Below are 21330 nucleotides of genomic sequence, written 5' to 3' on the forward strand. Positions count from 1 at the left end.
TCCGGACGGATGGCCTTCATCGGGTGTCGATCGGCGCCGCAGATCGTGACCGACCGCTTTATAGAACGGTAGCGTTCGAGCGGCCGAAGGCCTATGGCGGCTGCACTTTTAGACCGGTCACTGGCGCGGCAATTTCCCGACTGATCCTATGACCGAAGGTGGCCGGGAGCAGTCACGGCAATGCACGAAATTGATCGAAATTCAGCACGAGACTCAGGTGCAGGTCGACCTAAAGTTGACTCTCATCACGGAGCCCGACATGCAGCCGACGATCCGCACCACTACCTCAGCCTCGCCCATCACTCCACCCACGCCCAAGTTCGTTCGTATGCCAACGGTTCTCCAAATCACGGGGCTTGGGCGATCAACGATCTACAGGTTGATCGCCGAGAAGAAGTTTCCCGTGCCGGTGCGGGTGGGCGATCGCGCCGTGGCGTGGCGCCAGGTTGACCTGGACGCCTGGAGCGAAGGTCGGCTGCCCTCTGCCCACTGACCAAGCGAGACTCTTCAGCGCATGATCAACAGCAGCTTGATCATTGCCCCGACAAGGAGCAGAAGCAGCGCAACGCGACCCCATCGCCACGTGGTGAACCGGTATCGGTGGTTCAGCCGGAGAGCCGTGTGCACTCGCGAGATGGCCACAAGTGCAAGCACTGCCACCCCCGTCGGCAGCAAGATGCCAGTGCCTCCGGGAACCTGACCGAGAAGCACCATGGCCGCGAGCGGCCATGCAGTCGCGTCTATCGCACCCAACCATCGACGACCGGGCCAATAGGCCGCGTCGGGCGCCGGTGCACGGGCGAACACTATCCACATCATCTGAACCTCACTGGGCTTGTCACCCTGCCTTGAGTCCTGAGGGAGCCGTCTCTTCGGGCATTCCCAAGATTCCGCAGAACCGGGTGCCCCATGTCCTGCCTCTCATCCTTCGGTCGCCTTGCGCAGCGAGACGCGACGCGCCAGCCGCGGCCGACAAGGCACCGTGGAGAGTTGGGCGGGGCCCGCATCGCGGGAAGGTCCAAACTCCCGCGAAAGGCCTTGCGGCCGGGGCGCGCGACGCAAGACTGCGCAGTTGTGGCGAACGCAGATGTCGGCAGGCACCGAGCCTGGCGCGAAGCCAGCAAATCTGGTCGACCCGATCCGATTCGTTGGAGGTGCTCATCGCCGAAGACTGCTGAAGCCCACGGGACGATGAGAGACGTCTTGATACGGAAACGATCTGCACGGGACTTGCCTTTTTAGATACGCGAGTTCATAGTAGTTTGCCATTTCCGAATTTTCCAGCTCAAAAGAGAAACAACTGCTGGTGGGTTCATGGCCTGAAGCTTCGTTAAACCGCAGCGGACGCTGGGTCTGCGGGAGGTGCCTATGTCGGACCGCCGTTCTGTTTGCTCGAGTGCGCTGCATTCGAGCCTGGGGAAGCCCCCATCGCCTGCGCCCCTTGATGCAGGTGCCGTCACGCGAACGCCTCGATCGCCGTGGCCTGAGATCCGTTTCTTTGCCCGCGGGCAGCATGTCTAACAGCGCTAGCCGTCAGACGAGTGATCGGCCGCGGTCGGTCGCCGAATCGAGTGCGGACAACGTGTTGACTGTCCGCATCAGCGCGCGTCCGGGAGGCATCGCGGTTCAGCGCACCGAGCAGCGCCCCGACGGCAGACGCGTGGTGCAGTCGATGCACTTCGCCGATGAGGCGACATACGTCCGGTGGTGCCAGTCGGATGACCTGTGGTTCACGTATCCCCTGCTCTTCTCAAAGTTGTCGAGGAGCGGGTGTGAACTCTTCAACTTCGAGCCCTGACGATGGTTCGTTGCTTGCCGCGACGCTTCGGCCCGACTACTTCACCGCGGTCGGTCAGGTGATCCGCGACATGCAGTCGGCCCAAGACCAGTCCCAGGCGGTCGAATTGCTGCGCGAAGCCACCGTCCGCATGGGCGCGGAGGTCGCCATCTTTGCGAGCTTCATCCGAGACGACGAATCCTGCAGGTCCTATCGATTGCTTCTTGCGTGCGACCCGGCTTGGTTCAAGGAATACGAACGCCAAGGTCGCTTCGACGACGACCCCTGGCTTGCCTACGCACAGCGGCACTCGGTGCCCGTCCGAAGCTCTCAACTCCCCGTCAAGACCGACGCTGAACGTTCTGCCGTTGGTCTGGCCGCGAGGTTCGGCTTCCGCTCAGCAGTGATCGTGCCGACGCCATCCAGCGGCGGACTCTCCCGAGCCGGTGTGCTCTGTCTGGGTTCATCGAAGAGCGGCTACTTCGACGACGACGGGTTCGTTGCGCTTCGTGTCATCGCACGGAGTGTCGCCATGGAACTCCACGAGTGGTGGCTCGGCCGCATCAGCCACGAACTGATCGCCACTGCTGGTCTGGCGCCCGAGGACCTGCTGCTTCTGGCGCACGAGCGCCAAGGCCACACCACGAAGGAAATCGCCAGAGCATTGAACTGGTCGACGAGTTCGGTCGACTCGAGGTTCCACCGAATGATCGTCCGGCTGCGCGTTTCCAGCCGCAAGGCCGCTGCGCGTCTGGCTGCCGAATACGGCGTCATCTAGAAGATCAGGAGACCCCATGTCCGCTGCAACGTTGACAAACGCATCCCAACGCTCACCCGCGTGGCTTTGGAAGATGTACGACTATGTCGGGGCCCATTCGAATCCGCTCCGGGCCGAGAACGAACGAGACCGGGCGCGTCAACGCGCCGTCATGCCGGCAGTCGCCGTTGCGTGGGTGTACGGATTTCATCTGATCATGGGATCGGACGTGACGGACAACGAGCGCCTCTGGATCATTGCGGCATTGCTCTACTGCGCGGCGGCGTTGGCATTTCGCGCCTACCTCAAGGGACATCCCGAGGGAGGCGTACACGTCCAGTACGCATTCCTGGCGCTGGACCCGATGATTGTCGGGTGGGCGCTGTATGCCGCCCCGCAACTCCTCGCCTGGTTCCTCGTCCTGATGCTGGTGACGATCGTCCGCGTTGGGTTTCGGTATGGGTTGAACGCCATGAAGGTCGAGCTTGGCTTCGCCTGGCTGGGTGTGTCGCTGCCACTCATCTTCGGGTCCTACTGGCACACGGAACTGCAGATGAGCGCATCTTTGCTTCTGATGGTCAGCTGGGCATGGTGGCTGTTTGCGCCATTGATCCGCTCTGCCGAGCGCGCCAAGGCCATCGAGATCGAGCGTGCGCGCCTCGAGTCGCTGGAAGACTCGCTGCAGGCCAAGAGCGAGTTCCTGTCGCGCGTCAGCCATGAACTGAGATCCCCGCTGCAAGGCGTCGTGTCGGCGATCGACCTGTTCGAGGAGCGCTACATCAACGATGCGGCGCAGGCTGAGCTGGTGTCTCAGATTCGGCGTGGCGCGACTGCCCTGAACACCCAGCTTCGAGACCTTCTGACGCTTGCTCGCGGCGATGTCGGAAAGATGGAGATCAATCCCATGCGCTTCGAGGTCGGAGACCTGGCGGTGACGCTCGCACGGCAGGTCGGCCGTGAGGCCATCGCCAAAGGGCTGGAGCTTGTGGTGGACACACCAGAGGAACCGATATTCGTGGTTGCAGATCCGGCGCGTATCGATCAGGTGTTGACCAACCTCTTGACGAATGCGACACGTCACACCAAGGCAGGAACCGTGACGCTGAAGCTCCATCCGTACGAGGCGGAGTCAAGCTCGCTGCGCTTCGAGGTGATCGACACAGGTCCTGGAATCGAGAGCGACCGGATACCGACGCTCTTCGATCCGTACACACGATTTGGCGAGATGACCAGCAAGGGCGAGGGAGCCGGCCTCGGCCTGGCGATCGTGCGATCGGTGCTTCAGTTCCTCGGCGGCACCGTCAAGGTGTCGAGCGCGAGAGGCGTCGGGACCAACTTCGATGTCCGAATCCCCGCCGAGCTGCTGGACGGCGAACGACCTCCGGCCGATATCGCGCTCGTCACCCGTGTGCTGGTAGTCGACGACCGCAAGGAAGTGCTCGACGGGATCGCGAGCGTGGTGCGACAGCTGGGGTTCTATTGCGACACCGCGCTGAGCGTGGCGACGGCTGCGAATCTCCTGGGTGCCCGCCGGTACGACGTTGCCTTCGTCGACCTGGACATGCCGATCAAGAGCGGATTCGACCTGGCCTCAGAGACCCGGCGCGGGGATGGCCCCAATGCGCGCACCCGAATCGTGTCCATAAGCGCGGCAGATGTGCCCGACGCGAGACGTGGGTGGCCGTTCGACAGCCACCTCACGAAGCCAATCACCATACAGGCGATTCAGCGGGCTATCGCCCAGCCAACGCTTGCAGCAACTGAGCCGAAACGATCGGCAGGCGCGTAGGCTTCTCGAAGAACAGCAGTTTGTAGGTCGATACGGCCTCCGCGACGGCGGGCTCGATCATCACGTCGGACTGAATTTTTCCGGTCAGCACCGCGATGGGACAATCACGGTCGTCCGCCCGGATCATGCCTACCAGTTCTGCGGCGGAGCCTTCGGCGAGCATCCAGTCGATCACGAATCCGTCGAAGGGTCGAAGCCGCATGCTCGGTACCAGGTCGTCGACACGCGTGAACGCCTCGACCTCGCATCCCCGATCGGAAAAGTGCCGCGCCAGGTTGCGCGCCTCGTCCCCGTCATCGTCGAGCACGGCGATCCGCCAGCGTCGGTCACCGACGCCGACGACACGGACGCTGGCCACGTCGAAGCATTGGCTCGACCCCACCTCTGTCGCAGGGAGAACCATCCACTGATCGCCCAAGCGAACCGCCACCAGCGAGTTGCGCGCAGGCTCCTTCGACGCATTGCCCGGCACCAGGAAGCACGGGACTCGAACCGGGCCGGCGACCAGCATGCCAGGCACCTCGTCGGTGGAATTCTGTTCGGCAAAGACCGTGGCGAGTGACTCGCCGTAGTGCTTGGCGATGGTTTCGATCTCTTCGAGCTCCCACGCCGCAGTTCCGTTCATGCGTCGGTAGGCCACCGTGTAGGCCACCTTCAGCACCTCGCCAATCGTGATGACATGCTGATTGGTCGGCACGTCGTGGCGCGAGAGCAGCGCTCTGACATACCGCGTGCCTACGGGATCTGGCTCACCGTCTCGTCGAGCGCTGGACGTCTTGGGCAACGAAGCAGAAGGCATGTGAGCGAGTTCCTCACGGGCAGGTGCAAGACAGATCGATCGAACTACATCAGATATCCATTTTAGTCGCTCTGCGGGGCATCCACGTCCTAAATCGCAAACAGGTGCCGGCGGGGCCAAGGCTACCGCGATCGAAAACGAGTCGGGAACGCCCGTTTTGTGATCGCGAGACGTCCTGAGATTTCTCGGGACCTCGCTGCTCTATCTGGGACTTCAGAGCGATTTCGAACATGGTCGATGTTGCTGAATTTGAGCCCGAATTCAGCACGCGTTCATGGCTCATTCGCACCTAGATTTATCTGCATGGACTCTTCGATTCAACAGGGCTGAGCGACATGGACGTCACCTCGTTCATCGCACTCGCCGCGGTCTGCGCCCCGCTCGTTCATGCGAGCACCGCCCGGGCCATCGTGTCGACCGAGAGCACGTTCAATCCCAATGCTATCGGCGTGGTTGCCGGCAACCTCACACGCCAGCCGCGCAATCCGCAAGAGGCGCTGGCGACCGCACGCTCGCTTCGCGACCAGAAGCGCAACTTCAGCGTCGGGCTTGCCCAGATCAACGTAAGCAATCTCGATCGCTTCGGGCTGTCGCTTGAGGACGGGTTTGACAGCTGCAAGAACCTGCAGGCGATGCAGGCAGTGCTGACTGAGTGCTTCGATCGAGCCGGTCCCGTTGACGGTTCCCAGGGCGCGCTGCGCCGCGCCCTCTCCTGCTACTACAGCGGCAACTTCACGACCGGCTTCAGGCACGGCTACGTAGACCGTGTCGTCAGCGATGCTCGGAAGACCGCGCGCGCCCCGCCGTAAGCAACCACGCGCTTTTCATCTCGTTTCAGCACACTTTTTGTGATTGAGGACTCGATCATGGCCACTACTTTGCGTCCGATTTTCAACATGAACGTTCTGGCGTTCGTTCTGATGAGCGTGCTCATCGCCTTCATGCCCCAGCTCGCCCTCGCTCAGGGCTTCGACAAGATCAACACGACGGTCACCAACGTCAACACCATCCTGGTGACGATCTCGATCGCGGTCGTGACCATCGCGATCATCTGGGCCGGCTTCAAGATGATCTTTCAAGGTGCTCGCCTCGCCGATGTCGCCAACGTCCTGATCGGCGGCACCCTGATCGGGGGCGCCACGGCGTTCTCGACCTACATCATCAGCTGATCGCAGGCGGGCTCATCGTGCAGGCCGAAGCCATCTACAAGGGCGCGACCCGGCCCGCCATGAAACTGGGCATCCCGCTCGTGCCGCTGGTGGTCCTGTTCGGCACCGGGATGCTGCTGGTTCTGTGGGTCGGGAGCCTGGTCAGCTGGTGGATCCTGCCGATCGTGCTGGCCGCCTTCGTGCCCGCACTGGGCTGGATGCGCTTCGTCACGAGCAAGGACGACCAGCGCTTTCGGCAGATGTTCGTCGCCGCCAAGTTGCGGTTCCATGACCGCAATCGGCGCCTCTGGCTGTCGCGCAGCTACGCGCCTTACCTCTATCGGGGGACTCGTGATGTTTGGCATCGGTAACTCAGGCGCCCGAACGGGTGACGCCCCGTCGAGGGCACACAGGATGCGGCGCAGCGCCGAGCCGCGCCACTGGGCGCGTGCGCAGTCCGAGAACCCGCTCGCGCGCTTCGTGCCGTTCTCGTCCCTGGTCTCCCCCGTCGATGTGATCACCCGGGGTGGCGACTACCTTCGGGTGTGGCGTCTGGACGGCGTTGCGTTCGAGTGCGCCGACGAGCACACGATCGCCGAGCGGCACGAGGCGAAGTGCAGCCTGCTTCGCAACCTGGCCGGCGGCCAGTTCGCTGTGTGGGAGCACCGACTGCATCGGGCCATCGAGGACGACATGGCGGTCCCGACGGAGCCGGGCTTCGCACGCGACGTGGCGCAGGCATACGGCGGCCTGTTGCACAGGCAGCGCATGATGAGCAACGAGCTCTACATGACGCTGGTCTACCGTCCGACCACGTCAAGCGTCGGCCGCGCGTTCCAGTCCACACGACGGACGCGCCGCGACATCGGCAAGGCTCAGGACGACGCGATGCGCGTCATGGACGAAAAGTCCGCCCTGGTTCAACGCGTTCTGCGCGGCTTCGACCCGCAACTGCTTGGCACGGTCCGCCGCAACGGGCGTGACTATTCCGAGGTCGCCGAGTTCCTTGGCTACCTTGTCAACGGGGTGTGGCGGGCAGTGCCGATGCACGCCGGTCCGCTCTACCGGACGCTGCCGACCTCACGCCTGTCCTTCGGCGCCGACAAGCTCGAGATAAGGAGCGGCGAGCAGAAGCGCTTCGCTGCCTTCGTCGACATCCACGAGTACGCCGACGCGGTCGAACCCGGTGTGCTGAACGCCCTGCTCTACGAGCGAAGTGAGTTCATCGAGACCCAGACCTTCTCGATCCTGCCGCGACGCGACGCGATGCGCGCGTTGGAGCTGCAGCGCGATCAGCTGATCGCCAGCGACGATGTTGTCGAGAGTCAGGTCGCCGAGATGGACGTCGCCTTGAACGAACTCGGCGACGGACAGTTCTGCATGGGTGAGTTTCACTACAGCCTGGTCGTGTTTGGCGACGACGTCGCCGATGCCGGGCGCCGCGCGGCGCAGGCGATCGGCGCTGTGGGCGAGGCGTGCAGCCTGCAGATGCGGCCGGTCGACCTCGTGGCAGACGCTGCGTGGTTCGCCCAGATGCCGGGCAACTGGCAGTGGCGGCCTCGGGAGGCCAAGCTCTCCTCCCGTGCGTTCGCTGCGCTCGCCAGCGGTCACAATTTCCCGCGCGGCAAACGCGATGGCAACCCGTGGGGTGAAGCGCTGGTCTTGCTTCGCACCCCGAGCGGCCAGCCCTTCTATCTGAACCTTCACAAGAGTCCGGAGGACGAGAACTCTGCCGACAAGAAGCACCCGGGCAACACGCTCATCATCGGCTCGACCGGCGTCGGCAAGACAACGCTCGTGATGCTGCTGCTGGCACTGACCCGGAAGTGGAACCCGGCGCCTCGCCTCGTCCTGTTCGACCTGGACCGCGGCAGCGAGATCGCCCTTCGAGCGCTGGGTGGTCGGTACTTCACCTTGGAAGCAGGCAAGCCGACCGGCTGCAACCCGCTTCAACGCGACCCCACGCCGGCACGTATCCAGTTCTGGGAGCAGTTGCTCCGGACCTGCATCGCAACGCCGACCCTGCCCCTGCTCCCCGTAGACGAGCGCGCCATCGCCGATGCCGTCCGATCTGTCGCGATGATGCCGAGACACCTGCGCCGCTTCTCGACGGTTCGACAGAACCTGCCGAAGTCGGGCGAGAACAGCCTCTATGAGCGACTCGGTCGCTGGTGCAAGGGCGGCGCACTGGGTTGGGTGTTCGACGAGGCGGACGATCGCCTGACGGACCTGATGGATGCGAGTGCCATCGGCTTCGACACCACGGAGTTCCTAGACTTACCCGAGGTCCGCACGCCAATGATGTTGTACCTGCTCGACGTGATGGGCGAGCTGGTCAACGGCGAGCGGCTGATCTACGTCATCTCCGAATTCTGGAAGGCGCTCGACAACGAGATCTTCAGCGACTTCGCGAAGCAGAAGCAGAAGACGATCCGCAAGCAGAACGGCCTGGGCATCTTCGACACGCAGAGCCCGTCGGACGTGTTGCGCCACTCGATCGGCCGAACAATGGTCGAGCAGAGCGTCACCAAGATCTTCCTCGCCAATCCGGAAGCGATGCGCGAGGAATACGTCGAAGGGTTCGGTCTGACGGAAGCTGAATACGACATCGTCAAGAGCCTCAGCGCACGCGGCGGCCGCAGCTTCATGGTCAAGCAGGGAAACAGCAGCGCGATCTGCGAACTCGACCTCTCTGGCCTGGAGGACTTCGTTACCGTGTTGTCCGCCACCACGGATAACGTCGCATTGCTCGACGGCATCCGGGAACGCGTGGGTGACGACCCCAAGGCTTGGCTCCCTTTGCTCCTGGAAGCGGTTCGTGAGCGCAAATCCAAGCCGCAAAGGAGCGTTCCATGAAAGCAATCACCATGCTCGTCCTCGCGACGAGCGCCCTCGCCTGTCTCGCCGCGCAAGCCCAGTACGTCAAAGGCAATGAAGCCGTGAAGACCACTGCCGCGGGCAAGACGGTCGAAACGCCACCCATGCCGGCGACCGGTCCGATGCGAAACACGAAGCCGTGCCTGGCATCGGGCTCCTGCTTCGCTGGCGCATGGCTCATGGTGGAAACGCAGGACGGCTTGGTCGAATGCACCGAAGCCTATGCGCGCGCTGGCACTTGCCGCCCCTCGACCTACGGTGCCAAGAAGGCATCGCGTCTCTGGGTGGTCAAGCGCGGGAGCGAGTGGCTTCAGTGCCAGTACCCGGATCTTGGAAGCAAGTGCGTGAACATGTTCGCGCGGCCCCCGGCAAACATGCCATTCGACGCGGTTCAGTAGGCGGGCACTGACATGTTCACCTGGCTCGGCACCAACCTCACGGGGATCATGAGCACATACGTCTTCGGGGTCATCTCGACCCTGATGACCGCGCTCACACCGATTGCGCTCGTCTGCATGACCCTGTGGGTCCTGCTCTACGGGTGGGCTGTGCTTCGCAACGAGGTGTCCGAGACCGTGCCGAGCTTCGTCTGGAAGACGACGAAGATTGGCCTCGTGATCGCGTTCGGGCTACAGGCCGGCTTCTACGTGACCAACGTCGCCGACACAGCGGACTCGCTCGCCATGGGCGTCGCGACGACGTTTCTGCCTGCGGGGGTTGATCCGAGTACCGTGACTTCTCCGTACGCGCTGCTCGACAAGTTCAACGACGACGCGAGCGCCCAGGTCGCAGACATCATGAAGGACGCCGGCATCACGCGTCTTGACCTGTTCCTCGCAGCGGCCGTGTTCTCGCTGGGTTCAGTGGCTTTTCTCTGCGTGGCGCTCTTCGTGGTGACGCTCTCGAAACTCCTCTTGGCCTTCGTGCTGGCGGTCGGTCCGATCTTCGTTCTCTGTCTCGCGTGGAAGCCGACGCAGCGCTTCTTCGACAGCTGGTTGTCGATGCTGCTGAACGCAGTCGTCCTCACCTGGTTCGCTTTCTTCGCCCTCGGCTTGAGCGCTCATGTCGGAGCGGGGATGTTCAAGGCCATTCAGGATGGCGGCGGCTTTCTTGGTGGCACATTGAACGCGCTCACCGAAGCCACTCGCTACTGCGTGCTCATGATCCTCATGGGGATCATCTGCTTTCAGGCGCCCAGCCTCGCCTCGGCCCTAACGGGCGGTGCGGCAGTTCAGCAAGGCATCCAGATGGTGCAAAACGCGATGATGGTCGCTGGTCTTCGCGCATCCCGGTCGGGCGGTTCGTCCGCCGCGTCAGCTGCTACAGCCGGCGGTGCGATCCGGGCCGGCACTGGCCTGCCGTACGCCGCAGGCAAAGCCACGCGCTCAGCAGCAACTGCAGGCGCCCGCTTCGCCGGAACCATGGCCACCGGTGCCGGCGCTGTCGCGCGCGGCGCCTACACCGGCGCTCGTACCGCCGCCTACCGTCTGCCCGCGATGCGCGGCCGGAGCTGACCCACCCCGAGGAGCCCGTCATGAAGCCACGCTTTTTTCGTCTCGCCGCCATTGCGCTTTCTGTTGCCGTTCCACTCGCCTCATTCGCGCCGGCGAGTCAGGCCCAAGGCATTCCGGTCATCGACATCGCGAACCTGGTCCAGACCATCATGCAGGTTCTCAACGACGTCACCAAGATTGCCAACCAAGTCGAGCAGATCGAGGCTCTGCAAAGTCAGCTCGCGAGCATCAACGGCATGCGCAATCTTGGCAACGTCTTCGACAGCGCGACGCTGAAGAACTACGTCCCCGCGAACGCCTACAACCTGGTCAATGCCATCGACACGGGTGGATACGGGGGGCTCACCAGCACGTCCAAGACACTTCGTGACGCGCAGATGGTCTACAACTGCTTGGATCGCTCCGGGGCAGCCCGCACCGACTGCCAGGCCATGCTCGCTCAGCCGTACCAGCAGAAAGGCCTGCTGCAGGACGCCATGAAGGCGGCGTCCGGCCGGCTCGAGCAAATAAAGTCGCTGATGACGCAAATCAACGGCACCAGCGACCAGAAGGCCGTGCTCGAAATCCAGGCCCGCATCGGCGCCGAGAACGCGATGCTCCAGCACGAGATGTCCCAGGTCCAGATGCTGACCGGCATGGCCGACAGCGAAGAGCGCATCGCCCGCTCGCGTGACCGCGAACGCCAGGCCGAGATGCTGAACCGCACCGGCAAGATTTCCGACTACCTGCACTGAGCATCCGGACGGAGACGACGCACCATGAATGCCCTGGTACATCCCGGCTCAGCTGCATCTCACAACTCAAAGGGGCTGGCCGAATCGCAGGACGCCATCGAGACCAACCGCAATTGGGAACTCGATCGCGCGCTGATGCTGCAGCGCTCCGAACGTCGCGGCTGGATCGTCGGTGGCGTCGGCATCCTCGTGGCGATCATCAGCGCGCTCGCGGTCCTCGCGCACGGCGCGCTCCACCAGGTCGTCGGCATTCCGATCGTGGTCGACAAGACCACCGGCGAGACCACGATCGAGCAGCGACTGAGCGCCGAGACGATTCCCCCGATGGAAGCGCTCGACAAACACAACCTAGCGGTCTTCATCCGGGCACGCGAAGGCTACAGCTGGTGGTTCCTGCAACGCGACTTCGATCAGGTCTCGCGCATGGCGATCCCCACCGTCTTCGCCGACTACAACCGTGCGTTCGAGGGCCAGGAAGCTCTGCAGAAGAAGCTGGCCGGCGCCGAGGAATGGCGCATCAACGTGGTCAGCGTGCGTCTGGCACCGTCCGGGCGCCGCGGAAACGGCGGCATCGCCTCGATCTCCTACGAGAAGGTGGTGCACTTGGTCGACCGGAACATCCCCGACGTGACGACACGGCACGCCGCCAGTGTCGTCTACGAGTACCAACCGAAGGTGCTCGCGAAGGAGAAGGACCGGATCGAGAACCCATTCGGCTTCGTCGTCACGGCCTACCGATCCGATCCCGAGATCGCTTCGCCACCACCCACGCCTGGCGGCGCGGCTGCGAAGCAGTGAGGCGACCATGCGCAGAGACACGCTCACGTTCGCCGCCGCATGGCTGGTCGCGGCATCCATCGGCCTTCTGATCGATCCGGCATTCGCTCAGGACACCGCGGATCCCCGGCTGCGGGACGTCTTCTATGACCCTCAAGCCGTCGTCACCGTCTTCGTCAAACGCGGCGTCGTCACCGACATCGTGCTCGACGCCAACGAGGCGATCACCGATGTCGCCTCCGGCCTCGGAGCCGATTGCGCCAAGCCGGACTCGAGCTGGTGTGTCGCGGCGCAACCCGGTGGACGCCACCTCTTCGTCAAGCCGAAGACCACCGCGGGCGCACCGAACAACATTGCGGTGGTCACCGACCGGCGCACGCACTCGTTCCGGTTCGTCGTTTTGGCCGACCGGGATGCGCGCCAGCCGGTCTACCGCCTCTCGGTCAGGACAGCAGTGGCACCTCCTCCGCCGACGGCACCGCAAGCGTCGATGGCGACAGCCGAGGTCGCCGCGCCAGCCCCGCTCTCTGCAGCAGAGGTGATCAAGGAGCGACTGGGTGCGGCACCCCAGCCGGTCAACTCGAGCTACTCGATCGCCGAGGGCAAGCACTCGGAAGACATCGTCCCGACGCTCGTGTTCGACGACGGGCGCTTCACGTACCTGAAGTTCCCGAACAACCGCGAGGTGCCTGCCGTCTTTCATGTGCTGCCCGACGGATCCGAGACCGTCGTCAATGCGCGGATGGAGGGTGATCTGCTCGTGGCCGATCGGGTCAGCCGGCGCCTGATGCTGCGTGCGGGTTCGGCCGTCGTCGGCGTGTGGAACGAGGCCTTCGACCTGGATGGCGTGCCGCCGACCAACGGCACCACGGTCTTCGGCGTCGATCGGCAGATCAAGACCTCGCCCACACCACCTACCACCAGTCAGGGAGGTCAACGATGAGTGCCAACGAATCTAGACCGGAACCGGAACGCGACGGATCCAATGCGGCAAATGTGATCGAGCCCCTCGAGGGCGAAGCCGGCATTCCGAGCGTCGTTCGGCCCAAGGGCGTGAACGTCTCGCGCAAAGGCATCTTTGCGGTCGCGTTGCTCGCGCTGTCTCTCGTGGCGGTGTCCGGCGTGTCGATCAACCGGGCGCTGTCGAACAAGAAGGATGGCGACGAAGTCTCCAAGCACCTGGGTGATCGACCGGCCGCTGCCGGCGGCGACGCCCGTCGCCTCGACATGACGTTGCCTCTCCCTGTCGCCTCGGTGCCTGCCGGTCGCATGATCCCAGCCATCTTGCCCACCGCCGACGAGCGGCGCGCGGAGGCGATTCCGCTGCGCCAGAACGAACCGGCCAGGATGGCGCCGGAAGACGCGCCCGTCCTGCTCGTTTCGAGTCGGCCCACGCCAATATCCGACTCATCGTCGCGGCGCCAGGCGGGTCAGGTTGGAGGCGACAGCGCCGCACTCGATGGCCCGCTCGACACCACGCGTCGCAACCTCGAAACCTATCAACGCCAGCTGCAAGGTGTCGTCGATTCGCTGACCAAGGGCCGAGGCAGTCTTACGCCGGCAACCCAAGGCGCTGCATCCACGCTCGTTTCGAGCGCAGCCCCGCCGGCCGGTCTCTTCGGGGGCGAACTCCAGAAGTCGGCAACGCCTCGCGTCGCGGCCGGACTGCTCGGTGACCGCAGTTTGATCCTTCCCAAGGGAACAGCCTTCACGTGCGCACTCAAGACGAAGCTGATCAGCGCAGCGTCCGGCTTCGTCAGCTGCCAGGTCCGGCGCAATGTCTTCAGCGACGACGGCCGTGTCCTTCTGGTCGAGCGCGGCTCGCACATGGACGGCGAGTACCGGATCGCGTCGGTGCGCCCGGGCACCGTGCGCATCCCGGTCCTGTGGACCCGCATCCGCACCCCCCGCGGCGTGACGGTCGACATCGAGTCGCCAGGGACCGGGCCGCTCGGCGAGTCCGGCGTAGATGGCTACGTCGACAACCGCTGGCTGGAACGCATTGGCGCGGCGATGCTGCTTTCGCTGATCGACGACTCGGTCAAGCTGGCGATCGAGGACCGTGGCAGCGCTGGCAGCGGCAACACCATCGTGCTGCCTTCCACCACCTCCAGCACGAGCAAGCTCGCCGAGAAGGTGCTCGACAGCACGATCAACATCCCGCCGCTGATCTACCAGAACCAGGGCGGCATCGTCGGCATCTATGTGGCACGAGACGTGGACTTCTCGTCCGTCTACGAGCTGAAGGTGGGCGAGCGATGAGCGGGCCGGGCGTGATCGACGGTATCGAATCCGACCTCGCCGATGCATGGTGCGGTGACGCCACCTCGGTGGTCGAGTTTCTGCGTCCGCTTCGGGCGCAACTCGATGCACCCGGCGTGCTGGAAGTCTGCGTCAACCGTCCGGGCGAGATGATGGTCGAGACCGCGAAGGGATGGCAGTCGGTCGCCGCGGCGGAACTCACCCTCGAGCGTTGCCTGTCGCTGGCGACGGCGGTGGCGACGTACTCCGATCAGCAGATCAACCAGGAGCACCCGCTCCTGTCGGCCACCTTGCCGACGGGCGAACGCGTTCAGTTCGTCGTCCCGCCGGCGGTGACGCGCGGAACCGTGTCGATCACGATTCGCAAACCCGCTCAGCTGATCCGGCGCCTGGACGATTTCGAGCGCGAAGGCCTGTTCGAACGCACCGCGACTGTCGCCCGAAGCGAGGCATGTGACCTTCTGCCCTTCGAGCAGGAACTCGTCGCTCTGCGAGATGCGGGACGGTATTCCGAATTCCTGCGCCTGGCGGTCCAGAAGCACCAGACCATCGTCGTCAGCGGCAAGACGGGATCCGGCAAGACGACCTTCATGAAGGGGCTCGTCGAAGAGGTCACGCACCGGGAACGCCTGATCACGATCGAGGACACGCCAGAGCTGACGATTCCGAATCACCCGAACGTCGTGCACCTGTACTACAGCAAGAACGCGCAGGGCACGGCGAAGGTGACGGCGAAGTCGCTGCTCGAGGCCTGCCTGCGCATGAAGCCCGATCGGCTCTTCCTCGCCGAAGTTCGGGGCGACGAGTGTTTCTACTTCGTGCGCCTCGCCGCCTCGGGTCACCCGGGCAGCATCACGAGCGTCCACGCCGGCAGTTGCGCCCTCGCCTTCGAGCAGATGTCGCTGATGATCCGCGAGAGCGGTGCTGGAGGCGGCCTGCGCATGAACGAGATCAAGTGGCTGCTCGGGGTCGTGATCGACGTCATCGTCCAGTTCGACCGTGACGAGCGCGGCCGCTTCATCTCCGAAATCTACTACCAGCCACGGCGACAGCGGCTGGGGCGCTGGGACGAATCCGGCGCGGGTCAGGACGCGAGGGCCACAGCGTGAGCGCAGCGACCGCCCTGTCGATGACGACCTGGACGCCGGCACGCAAAGGCGTGGCCGGTCTGTTCATCGCGATCGTCTTCTGCGGCCTCGCGTGCGCGGCGGTTTACCTGTCCGCGGTGATCTTTCTGGTTCTGAACAAGATGCATCCTCGGCATGCCGAGTTCAGGAGCATCGCGACGTACTGGGACGCCTACGCCGACGACCCGAAGCGGCGCCGGCAGCTGATCGGCTCCGTCGGCGCGTCGGGCATCGCGCTTCTGGTCGTCCTTCCGTTCTCCTTGGTCGTCGCGGCGCGAAGGCAGCGTCCGCTGCACGGTGACGCACGGTTCGCGACCGAGGCGGAGATCGTTCGGGCCGGGCTCCTGGATCGCGGCGGCGAAGATCGATCGCCGAGGATCATTGTCGGCCGCCATCGCGGCCGATTCCTGAGGCTGCCTGGGCAGCTGTCGGTGATGCTGTCGGCGCCGACCCGAAGCGGTAAAGGGGTCGGCGTGGTTGTGCCGAACCTTCTGAACTGGCCCGACTCGGTCGTGGCCCTCGACATCAAGGGCGAGAACTACGAGATCACGGCCGGCTATCGGGCGGCGCACGGTCAACGCGTCTACGCCTTCTCGCCGTTCGATGAGCAGGCGCGCAGCCACCGTTGGAACCCGTTGACTGCCGTCCGCACGAATCCGCTCCACCGCGTGGGCGACCTGCTGGCCGTCGGCCAGGTGTTCTTCCCGAACGACGGCACCAGTACGTCTTCGGACGCGTTCTTCAACGACCAGGCGCGCAACCTCTTCATGGGGCTCGGGCTCTACTTGCTCGAAACACCCGCCCTACCCCGGACCCTCGGCGAGATGCTGCGTCAGTCGTCCGGCAAGGGCCAGTCACTCAAGGACCACCTGAGCGGCGCGATCGGCCAGCGCGTCAAGGACGGTGATCCCCTCAGCGACGAATGCGCCGATGCGCTCAACCGGCTTCTGACCAACTCCGAGAACACGCTCACCTCCATTGTCTCGACCTTCAACGCACCGCTGACGATCTTCGCGGATGCGATCGTCGATGCAGCGACCAGTGCCGACGACTTCAGGCTCGAAGACCTGCGACGCAAACGGATCACGGTCTATGTTCGCGTTCCGCCGAACCGGCTCGCCAATGCACGACCTCTGCTGAACCTGTTCTTCTCGCAACTGGTGAGCCTGAACACACAGCAGCTGCCGGAGCAGGACCGTAGCCTCCGGTTCCAGTGCCTGCTGATCAACGACGAGTTCGCAGCGATGGGCCGCGTCGGCGTGATCTCGACGGCGGCAGCCTTCCTGGCCGGCTACAACCTGCGGCTCCTCACCGTGGTGCAGGCCATGTCGCAGCTCGATGTGCTCTACGGCGACAAGGAAGCCCGCACGTTTGCGACGAACCACGGGTTGCAGATCCTGTACGCGCCGCGCGAGCAGCGCGACGCCGATGAGTACAGCGCGATGCTCGGGCACTTCACCGAGCGTGCGACGTCGAGAAGCCATTCGCGGTCCTTCGGGCACCACGGGCATTCGAGCACCGGCCGCAACGAAAGCGATCAGCGCCGCGCCCTGTTGTTGCCGCAGGAGTTCAAGGAGCTCGGCCCGGAACGTCTGGTGGTGATCTTCGAGAACTGCAAGCCGATCCTGGGCGAGAAGATCCGCTACCACCGCGACAAGGTTTTCAAGGATCGCTTGCGGCGCGCTCCGGTGGTTCCTCGCATGAACACCGACCTGCACCTTGCACGGACGCAGCAACGGATGCGCTACGCCGACGACGAGCTGGCTGACGGCCAGACTCTGTCGGTCGATGACCTGGCGCAGGACTTCAGCGACATACGCGTCCCGGGCGCAGACGGCACCGCCGCCGAGTGGGACGCCTGCATCGAGGCGTTCCTCCAGGAGACCGACGTGACCGGCCCGCGCGAGAGCTTTGGCGGTTCCATCGAGGCGCTTGCGCCTGATTACGACGATGGGATATCACCAGATTTGCCATCGGCCGGGCACGAACGAAGTGACGCCTTGAACCAGACCTGAAGGAGCACCAATGCGAGCCTCTCTCCCCATCTTCGCCAGCCTCTTGATCCTGAGTTCGTGCGGTTCGCCACCGAAACCGCCGACCGTGGACGAGTCCAGGAGGCGTCCGGTCAATGTCGCGACCGCAGTCGAGCTGCAGACGTGCAGGAGCGATTTGCAGAACACACGCATCCTCGCCACCGAAACCACTCGCCTCGCGGAAAGCGCCAGCGCCACGGCAACTCGTCTCGCGCTCCAGCAGCAGGCGATGTCGTCGAGGCCATCGCCAGAGGTCGAGTTGGCGAATGCTGTGTATACCGTGCGATTCGCGTTCGGCAGCATTCAAGTGTCGGTGCCTCCGCGCGAAACTGAGGCGTTGATCGAGCACGCGCGTGCCGCGACCGTCGTGATGCTCCGAGCCCGGACAGACGGTGATACCGAAACGCCTGCGGAGAGTCGTATCGCTCGTGAGCGCGCCATCGCCGTTCGAACTTACCTTGTGCAATCCGGTGTCGATCCAACGCGCATCCGTATGACGTGGCAACCAATCGGCGACACGGTGAGCGACAACGGCACCGCGAACGGCCGTGCGATGAACAGACGCGTCGAGATCGAGCTGTATCGACTCGCTCCGCAACGCCTCGCGGTGAACTCGGCCTCATCGGCGCTGTAGCCAAGCGTGGCCTGGACAAGTCATTCCTGAAGGAGCGCACTCCATGGGCACTGAGAGCGGATTGGGCCTACGGCCTGGTGGCACCGTCGAGCCAGCGAATCGGGCGAAGGTGGCGCGGGAGGTGTTCCAGATGCCGACCGAGCCGCGGGGCAAACACTACGAGCTCCGTGACCCGTTCGCGGAGGTGACGTATCGCATCGACTCGTTCGCCGACATGACGGCAAAGGCGGATCAGTTGGGCGCCACGCGATTCCACGCCATTGGAGCGGACGGTTCTCGCACTCCCGTCGTGAAGGTCGGGCGCGACTGGAAAGACCCGGACACCCGCGCGACGATGTCAGATCGCACCACGCCAACAATCGACCGCGCGAGCAACGTCGTTCCGATGGCGGGCTCGCCCACGGCCACGCCCGTCACCGAGTCCGTTGTCGCGAAGATCGATGGGGACGCAGAACGCACCGCCCGCATCGCGAAGCTCGAAGCAGCTTTGTTCGAACGCTATCTAGTCAAGCGCGCCGCCGTGAAGGTCGGTGAGCTCAGCATCGGGCAGACGGAGTATCGGTATCGCGGCGATGCGAATCGGGTCGCGTTCACCGAGACGACCTTCCGGCTTTCGACAGACAACAACAACCCATCGGTCGCTCGCTCGATGGTCGACGTGGCGGAAGCGCGCAATTGGCAAGGCATTCGTGTGTCGGGAAACGAGGATTTCAAGCGCATGGTCTGGCTCGAAGCCTCGCTGCGTGGTGTGAAAGCGCTGGGCTACGAGCCGCAGTTGGTTGATCAGAAACTGCTCAAGCGCGAGCGCGAAGCGCGTTTGATCAATCGAATCGAGCCGGTGGCCCAGCTCGATCGTGCCGCCGACGGCTCCGCTTCCACAAGCAAGCAGTCTGCGCGCGGCAGCGCTGGAAGAAAGGCGGTACTTGTCGCGCTCGAAGCCGTGCTCGTGTCTAAAGGCGTTCCGGTCAAGCAGCGAGATGCCGTGATGGCAGCCGCTGCGGAGAACCTGTCGAATCGGCTGCGCGCCGGCGAAGTCCACAAGGTCAAGGTCTTCGACAAGAACGCGCCGTCTCAGCGCATCCCGGTCGTGCCTGCTCGTGAAATCCAGCGCGCGCAGGAACGGGCGGCACCTACCCGTTGAAGCCAGGAGTGCAGTGATGTATCTGGTCGACGGCCGACGGTATGCAACTGGCGGGAGCGAGCTACAGCATGCGTTGGCCGCAGCCTACGTCAGGCGTCTGCGACCCGTCTGTCTGTGCGCGGACCCGCATGCGCCGCTCTACATCGCTCGATTGGGCGCTATCTTCATGCTCAAGCGCATGCCGTTCACCGGTGGTCAGCATGCCATTGCGTGCCCTCACTACGAGGCGTCCGAGGAGTTGTCAGGAATGGGCCAAATCCTTGGCACGGCCATCTCGGAGAGTCCCGACACAGGCATGACGCAGCTGCGCGTCGACTTCTCGCTGTCAAAAGGCGCGACACATGCAGTGCCGCAAGCCGAGTCGGCGGATCGTGGCGTCGCTAGCGGAACCGGCGCGGCCCTGACCCTCCGCGGCCTCGCGCACTACTTGTGGAGAGAAGCCGAGCTTACGAGGTGGCGGCCAGGATTCGATGGCAAACGGACCTGGGGTGTGGTGCGGTCTCATCTCCTCACGGCGAGCTCCAACAAGAACGTGAAGGGTTCACCGCTGACAGACGTTCTCTACGTGCCTGAAGCGTTCACGGTCGCCGGCGCGGACGCCATCCGGGCGCGCCGCAAGTTTCGCTTCGACATGGGCCTGAGACGTTCGACGAGCGGTCCCGCGAGGAAGATGATCCTGGTGGGCGAGCTGAAGGAGGTGCTTCCGGCACGGATTCACTTCAGCGCGATCATCAAACATGCTCCGGATATGCCGTTCTTCATGAGCAGCGATCTGCATCGGAGGACGATGCGGCAGTTTGACTGCGAACTGTCGCTGTGGGCCGGCAATCCGGAGTGCCATCTGCTTGTCGTGGCGACATTCGGCTTGACCGACTGGGGCCAGCCCGCGATCGACGAGATCTGTTTGGTCCTGGCTTCGGCCCAATGGATCCCACTCGTCGATGGCTTCGACAAACTCTTGATTGACCGACTGGTGCGCGATCGGCGAGCGTTCGACAAGTCGCTGGGCTTTAACTCGCGACTACCGCCAGGCGCCATCAGCGCCGTGTTGCTGGACGCAACCTCGGGGCCCGTGCCTCTGGCGATCGACCGCGACGACATTGACGATCAGAACGCTCGGTCAGACGTGGGGCTCACTGGCGCGAGTTGGCGCTGGCAAGTCCATGGCACAGACATGCCGGCTTTACCGGCTTGACGATCGGGGGCGCGTTCGACCCCCAGCGGTTCTTCGTTGCCGGCGCATCGCCCGCGACCGCCAATCGAGAAATAAAAATAGAAATAAAAGTGGGTAAGTTTGCAAATCGCCTGTAGGATACGGGTTCGCCAACTCGAAATTCGCTGCACCATGACACGCATGATCGTCCAGTCTCGCGCGGACCGGCTGTTGAAGAAAGATTATTTGATCATCAGTCAGCTCATCGTCGATGCGTGGCGGGACTACCAGCAATACCCGTTCACGATTCAAACCGCGCACACGCCGAGGACCCGTGCGAGTGCGGTTCACGACCACATGGTGCTTCGTGCTCGCGAGGCCTTCGCGAGCATGCCCCATGCGAAGTGCATCGACCATAGCGGCCTTTTCATTGTGCTTCTTTACGACCGCATCGCATTGCGATTTAAGAAGCTGGACGACGAGTTCCGCTCGTCCAACATTCCAACCCAGCAGAGCCTCGACTTTGTGCGTCAAGAGTCAGAGCTACCCGGCATCAAGACCATGATGAACCTGCAGGCCGGCTATCGCCTGAATCGCCTCCAAACGGACCTCGAGGGCGTCTATGTCGCCTGTCCGCGCGGTGCAGAGAACCTGTGGATCAAAGAGCTGCCGATCGTCAAGATGGCAAGCAGCGCCAGCGTCATCAGTTTCCCGCCGTCCATCAAGCCGACTCCAGCGACTACGTTCTCGATCAAGGATCAGCCTAAGAGCGACAAGTTGGCAGATAGTGAAGGTGGTTAATCCGAAG

Annotated in this window: 20 protein-coding genes; 19 read left to right on the forward strand and 1 reads right to left on the reverse strand. The window is 63.7% G+C overall.

What is annotated here, in order from left to right; translation table 11 throughout:
* Positions 1-148 precede the first annotated feature (148 nt).
* The 3 genes from ASC76_RS19520 (at position 149) to ASC76_RS19540 (ending at position 4323) form a co-directional block, all read left to right on the forward strand.
* A complete protein-coding gene (locus ASC76_RS19520) occupies positions 149-493 on the forward strand; it encodes an AlpA family transcriptional regulator (RefSeq protein WP_235580521.1) in 345 nt (114 codons plus the stop codon).
* 1315 nt (positions 494-1808) lie between these two features.
* Entirely contained in the window at positions 1809-2555 is a 747-nt protein-coding gene (locus ASC76_RS19535; protein WP_056470221.1) for an autoinducer binding domain-containing protein, read from the forward strand.
* A 16-nt stretch (positions 2556-2571) separates the two neighbouring features.
* Positions 2572-4323 (forward strand): hybrid sensor histidine kinase/response regulator, encoded by a 1752-nt coding sequence (locus tag ASC76_RS19540; RefSeq protein ID WP_082549297.1) that lies wholly within the window; start codon positions 2572-2574, stop codon positions 4321-4323.
* On the opposite strand, the gene ASC76_RS19545 is transcribed toward ASC76_RS19540, so the two are convergent.
* A complete protein-coding gene (locus ASC76_RS19545) occupies positions 4268-5122 on the reverse strand; it encodes a helix-turn-helix domain-containing protein (RefSeq protein ID WP_082549298.1) in 855 nt (284 codons plus the stop codon). The genes ASC76_RS19540 and ASC76_RS19545 overlap by 56 nt on opposite strands.
* A gap of 335 nt (positions 5123-5457) precedes the next feature.
* Between ASC76_RS19545 and ASC76_RS19550 the strand changes: the two genes are divergently transcribed.
* From ASC76_RS19550 to ASC76_RS25785, 16 genes are all read left to right on the forward strand, one after another.
* Positions 5458-5931: a lytic transglycosylase domain-containing protein gene (locus ASC76_RS19550; RefSeq protein ID WP_056470230.1), complete on the forward strand. Its 474-nt coding sequence runs from the start codon at positions 5458-5460 to the stop codon at positions 5929-5931.
* A gap of 87 nt (positions 5932-6018) precedes the next feature.
* The gene (locus ASC76_RS19555) at positions 6019-6291 is read left to right on the forward strand and encodes a TrbC/VirB2 family protein (RefSeq protein WP_056470233.1); all 273 of its coding nucleotides are present in this window, start codon (positions 6019-6021) and stop codon (positions 6289-6291) included.
* A gap of 17 nt (positions 6292-6308) precedes the next feature.
* On the forward strand, positions 6309-6641 hold the full coding sequence (locus ASC76_RS19560; protein WP_056470235.1) for a type IV secretion system protein VirB3: 333 nt from the start codon (positions 6309-6311) through the stop codon (positions 6639-6641).
* A 43-nt stretch (positions 6642-6684) separates the two neighbouring features.
* Positions 6685-9126 carry a VirB4 family type IV secretion/conjugal transfer ATPase gene (locus tag ASC76_RS19565; RefSeq protein WP_056470238.1) on the forward strand — a complete coding sequence of 814 codons (2442 nt, stop codon included), beginning with the start codon at positions 6685-6687 and terminating at the stop codon, positions 9124-9126.
* Complete coding sequence (locus tag ASC76_RS19570; RefSeq protein ID WP_056470241.1) at positions 9123-9545, forward strand: hypothetical protein; 423 nt, start codon at positions 9123-9125, stop codon at positions 9543-9545. The genes ASC76_RS19565 and ASC76_RS19570 overlap by 4 nt, the downstream gene beginning before the upstream one ends.
* A gap of 12 nt (positions 9546-9557) precedes the next feature.
* The gene (locus ASC76_RS19575) at positions 9558-10661 is read left to right on the forward strand and encodes a type IV secretion system protein (protein WP_056470244.1); all 1104 of its coding nucleotides are present in this window, start codon (positions 9558-9560) and stop codon (positions 10659-10661) included.
* 20 nt (positions 10662-10681) lie between these two features.
* The gene (locus ASC76_RS19580; protein WP_056470248.1) at positions 10682-11395 is read left to right on the forward strand and encodes a type IV secretion system protein; all 714 of its coding nucleotides are present in this window, start codon (positions 10682-10684) and stop codon (positions 11393-11395) included.
* A gap of 24 nt (positions 11396-11419) precedes the next feature.
* Positions 11420-12193 carry a virB8 family protein gene (locus tag ASC76_RS19585; RefSeq protein ID WP_056470251.1) on the forward strand — a complete coding sequence of 258 codons (774 nt, stop codon included), beginning with the start codon at positions 11420-11422 and terminating at the stop codon, positions 12191-12193.
* 7 nt (positions 12194-12200) lie between these two features.
* Positions 12201-13115, forward strand: coding sequence for a TrbG/VirB9 family P-type conjugative transfer protein (locus ASC76_RS19590; protein WP_056470255.1), 915 nt, complete (start codon positions 12201-12203; stop codon positions 13113-13115).
* Positions 13112-14434 carry a type IV secretion system protein VirB10 gene (gene virB10 / locus ASC76_RS19595; protein WP_056470258.1) on the forward strand — a complete coding sequence of 441 codons (1323 nt, stop codon included), beginning with the start codon at positions 13112-13114 and terminating at the stop codon, positions 14432-14434. Before ASC76_RS19590 ends, virB10 begins: the two co-directional genes overlap by 4 nt.
* Positions 14431-15543, forward strand: a complete 1113-nt coding sequence (gene virB11 / locus ASC76_RS19600; protein ID WP_056470259.1) for a P-type DNA transfer ATPase VirB11 — start codon at positions 14431-14433, stop codon at positions 15541-15543. The genes virB10 and virB11 overlap by 4 nt, the downstream gene beginning before the upstream one ends.
* A complete protein-coding gene (locus tag ASC76_RS19605) occupies positions 15540-17576 on the forward strand; it encodes a type IV secretory system conjugative DNA transfer family protein (RefSeq protein WP_082549300.1) in 2037 nt (678 codons plus the stop codon). The genes virB11 and ASC76_RS19605 overlap by 4 nt, the downstream gene beginning before the upstream one ends.
* A 10-nt stretch (positions 17577-17586) precedes the next feature.
* Positions 17587-18228: an OmpA family protein gene (locus tag ASC76_RS19610; RefSeq protein ID WP_056470262.1), complete on the forward strand. Its 642-nt coding sequence runs from the start codon at positions 17587-17589 to the stop codon at positions 18226-18228.
* Between the two features lie 43 nt (positions 18229-18271).
* Positions 18272-19369, forward strand: a complete 1098-nt coding sequence (locus ASC76_RS19615; RefSeq protein WP_056470265.1) for an LPD7 domain-containing protein — start codon at positions 18272-18274, stop codon at positions 19367-19369.
* 16 nt (positions 19370-19385) lie between these two features.
* The gene (locus ASC76_RS19620) at positions 19386-20564 is read left to right on the forward strand and encodes a DUF1173 family protein (protein WP_082549301.1); all 1179 of its coding nucleotides are present in this window, start codon (positions 19386-19388) and stop codon (positions 20562-20564) included.
* 150 nt (positions 20565-20714) lie between these two features.
* The gene (locus ASC76_RS25785) at positions 20715-21323 is read left to right on the forward strand and encodes a hypothetical protein (protein WP_162247148.1); all 609 of its coding nucleotides are present in this window, start codon (positions 20715-20717) and stop codon (positions 21321-21323) included.
* Positions 21324-21330 lie beyond the last annotated feature (7 nt).

The organism is Rhizobacter sp. Root404 (genome assembly GCF_001425865.1).
GTDB lineage: Bacteria > Pseudomonadota > Gammaproteobacteria > Burkholderiales > Burkholderiaceae_C > LMDS01.

Coding starts and splice junctions, on each gene's coding strand:
- ASC76_RS19520 (WP_235580521.1), top strand. CDS start 149: ATGACCGAAGGTGGCCGGGAGCAGTCACGGCAATGCACGAAATTGATC.
- ASC76_RS19540 (WP_082549297.1), top strand. CDS start 2,572: ATGTCCGCTGCAACGTTGACAAACGCATCCCAACGCTCACCCGCGTGG.
- ASC76_RS19545 (WP_082549298.1), bottom strand. CDS start 5,122: ATGCCTTCTGCTTCGTTGCCCAAGACGTCCAGCGCTCGACGAGACGGT.
- ASC76_RS19550 (WP_056470230.1), top strand. CDS start 5,458: ATGGACGTCACCTCGTTCATCGCACTCGCCGCGGTCTGCGCCCCGCTC.
- ASC76_RS19555 (WP_056470233.1), top strand. CDS start 6,019: ATGAACGTTCTGGCGTTCGTTCTGATGAGCGTGCTCATCGCCTTCATG.
- ASC76_RS19565 (WP_056470238.1), top strand. CDS start 6,685: ATGCGGCGCAGCGCCGAGCCGCGCCACTGGGCGCGTGCGCAGTCCGAG.
- ASC76_RS19570 (WP_056470241.1), top strand. CDS start 9,123: ATGAAAGCAATCACCATGCTCGTCCTCGCGACGAGCGCCCTCGCCTGT.
- ASC76_RS19575 (WP_056470244.1), top strand. CDS start 9,558: ATGTTCACCTGGCTCGGCACCAACCTCACGGGGATCATGAGCACATAC.
- ASC76_RS19580 (WP_056470248.1), top strand. CDS start 10,682: ATGAAGCCACGCTTTTTTCGTCTCGCCGCCATTGCGCTTTCTGTTGCC.
- ASC76_RS19585 (WP_056470251.1), top strand. CDS start 11,420: ATGAATGCCCTGGTACATCCCGGCTCAGCTGCATCTCACAACTCAAAG.
- ASC76_RS19590 (WP_056470255.1), top strand. CDS start 12,201: ATGCGCAGAGACACGCTCACGTTCGCCGCCGCATGGCTGGTCGCGGCA.
- virB10 (WP_056470258.1), top strand. CDS start 13,112: ATGAGTGCCAACGAATCTAGACCGGAACCGGAACGCGACGGATCCAAT.
- virB11 (WP_056470259.1), top strand. CDS start 14,431: ATGAGCGGGCCGGGCGTGATCGACGGTATCGAATCCGACCTCGCCGAT.
- ASC76_RS19610 (WP_056470262.1), top strand. CDS start 17,587: ATGCGAGCCTCTCTCCCCATCTTCGCCAGCCTCTTGATCCTGAGTTCG.
- ASC76_RS19615 (WP_056470265.1), top strand. CDS start 18,272: ATGGGCACTGAGAGCGGATTGGGCCTACGGCCTGGTGGCACCGTCGAG.
- ASC76_RS19620 (WP_082549301.1), top strand. CDS start 19,386: ATGTATCTGGTCGACGGCCGACGGTATGCAACTGGCGGGAGCGAGCTA.
- ASC76_RS25785 (WP_162247148.1), top strand. CDS start 20,715: ATGACACGCATGATCGTCCAGTCTCGCGCGGACCGGCTGTTGAAGAAA.